The sequence below is a fragment of the Deinococcus marmoris DSM 12784 genome (genome assembly GCF_000701405.1).
GTDB lineage: Bacteria > Deinococcota > Deinococci > Deinococcales > Deinococcaceae > Deinococcus > Deinococcus marmoris.
Map to the genome: position 1 here is coordinate 1 of NZ_JNIV01000213.1, position 2,240 is coordinate 2,240.

Annotated in this window: 2 protein-coding genes and 2 pseudogenes; 3 read left to right on the forward strand and 1 reads right to left on the reverse strand. The window is 59.3% G+C overall.

The window, feature by feature from the left end; translation table 11 throughout:
• From Q319_RS28050 to Q319_RS28500, 3 genes and pseudogenes are all read left to right on the forward strand, one after another.
• A pseudogene (locus tag Q319_RS28050) lies at positions 1–348 on the forward strand (hypothetical protein); the annotation flags it as partial.
• A gap of 227 nt (positions 349–575) precedes the next feature.
• The gene (locus Q319_RS28495) at positions 576–1,052 is read left to right on the forward strand and encodes a transposase (RefSeq protein ID WP_211252419.1); all 477 of its coding nucleotides are present in this window, start codon (positions 576–578) and stop codon (positions 1,050–1,052) included.
• The gene (locus tag Q319_RS28500) at positions 1,049–1,525 is read left to right on the forward strand and encodes an IS1595 family transposase (RefSeq protein ID WP_415814647.1); all 477 of its coding nucleotides are present in this window, start codon (positions 1,049–1,051) and stop codon (positions 1,523–1,525) included. Before Q319_RS28495 ends, Q319_RS28500 begins: the two co-directional genes overlap by 4 nt.
• 188 nt (positions 1,526–1,713) lie before the next feature.
• Here Q319_RS28500 and Q319_RS29055 read toward each other — a convergent pair.
• Positions 1,714–2,115, reverse strand: a pseudogene (locus Q319_RS29055) (metal ABC transporter solute-binding protein, Zn/Mn family).
• Positions 2,116–2,240 lie beyond the last annotated feature (125 nt).

The following is a 2,240-nucleotide window of genomic DNA, read 5'->3' on the forward strand; positions in this document are numbered from 1 at the left end:
CAGCCCAACCTGCGCCAGTACGCCGCTGGCAAGAGCCTGGCCAGCGACTGGGCACGCGCCGCGCTGGTCAAGTATAGCCAGTACAGCACCCTGCCGCTGAACACCTACAAATGGGATCAACTGGGCGACTACATGAAGAGCCGTACGCTGGAGGAAAAAGCCAAGGCGGCAGGCACCCTGCGGGGCGTGTGGAACCGCAAGACCAACACGGTGGCTCTCAACAACCTCGCGGCTGGCGCTACGCCTGTGAGCCTGACCGGGGCAAACACCGGAACCACTTACGGCGCGTACAGGATTGCCGCCCTGAGCCTGACCGGCAGCAAATCGGTGGCCGTCGCGCCCCAGTGATGTTCGGTGTATTTCCAGTGAGGGCCTCTGGCTAGTAGAATTGCAGTGAGGGTCCGGTGAGTCTCAGTGGACTTTTGGTGAGATCATCGGGATTTCGCCTGTCTCCTTTTTCTCAGACATTCTGCTAATCCTGGAATCAAGTGCGGATGGGCGCTGACGTCATCTCCGTTTTTTGGAGGCTCTTCCTGGATTCTAGGGAGCTGAGGGTGCTCTGATAAACTATCGGCATGCTGAGCTTAATTCAGCTCCTGGACGACAAAAAATGCTTCAGGGTCGTGCGGGAACTCCGTTGGCCCGATGGCGTGGACTGCCCGCACTGCCACGCGCCGCATGTGGTTAAACAGGGCCGGGACGACACCCAGAGGTTCAGACAGCGATATCGCTGTCTGAACTGCCAGCGGAAATTCGATGACCTGACGGGCACCGTCTTCGCTGGTCACCACCAGCCCCTGCGGCAGTGGGTGGCCTGCCTGTATCTGATGGGTCTGAACCTGAGCAACCGCCAGATCGCCCACGAACTCAGCCTGAATGAAGATGATGCTCAAGACATGACCCGTAGTCTCCGGCAGGGCGTGGTGGACGCGTCTACCACGCCCACACTCTCAGGTACGGTCGAGATCGACGAGGTGTATCTCGTTGCTGGTCATAAGGGCCAGAGTGATCTGGTGAAAAAAAATCCCGTCCTGGACGCAGACGACGCCTGAAGGGCAAGCGAGGACGCGGCACCGCCGCGTCCGACAAACCCCCGGTGTTGGGGATGATTGAGCGGGGTGGACAACTTGCGCTCCACCTCTGTGACAACGTTCAGCAGTGGACCATCCAGCCCCACATCCTGAACACGATTCAGGCAGGCAGTGTCGTCAATACCGATGAATACGCGATCTACGCCCGGTTGCCCGCCTGGGGCTACACACACGTCACCGTGAACCACGGTGACCGGGAGTGGGCGCGCGATGACGATGGCGATGGCATCAACGAAGTCCACGTCAACACGATTGAAGGCGTGTGGAGCTTACTCCGCTCGTGGCTGCGTCCTCATAGGGGCCTTTCGCAGCGCTGGTTGCCGCTCTATCTGGCCTTCTTTCAGGCCATGCACAACATCCGTTGTCGCGGGTTTTCGCTGTTGGAGCCGATGTTGACTCTACTTCTGACCTCAGCTCCCCGGAACCCAGGATGAGCCTTTTTGGATTGTGGAACCTCAAACGCCCAACAGGGCAAACGCCCGCGTGAGCAAACATCTTGGCTGCTTGAGCAGGAAGAAGGGCTGTGAGAAGAGAGCGTAACACTGATCCAGCGTGCCGCTAGCCCCAGGGCGGTTACGCAGACGCCGCTTTATGCTTCAGCACGCCTCAGCGGCGGAGAACCTCAGCACAGAAATTCCTTCGAGGTTAGTGCCTTCGTGGTGGTGTCGGCGTCCTTTTGCGGCTGGGTCAGGTAGGTCGGCAGCGGTCCTATCGTGTCGGTCAGCGAATTCACGTACAGCACGCCGCCGAATCTGGCTCCGGCTTCCCTCGCCACCTGTTCCATGCCGCGCGTCGGCACAGTGCTTTCGCAGAACACGGCGGGAATTTTCTAGGCGCGCACCACGTCAATGACGCCCTTGATTTGGCGCGGCGTTCTCTGTCGCTTTTCCGCGTTGACCGGCCACAGATAATGCTCGGCCAGGTTGTAATCGCGCGTCAGGTATGAGAAGGCCCCCTCGCACGTCACCAGCGCCCGCTGATTCTTGGGCAGACTGGCAAGCTGCGTTTTCAATTTGGCACCCACTGCGCGAATCTGATCGCCGTACTCCCTGGCGTTCAGTACCGGACAACTTGCGTTTAAGTGGCGCTGGGTGCGGAGAAAGGTTGATTTAAGAGGCCGAAGTATATTTCGGCCTGTGGGTGATCCCA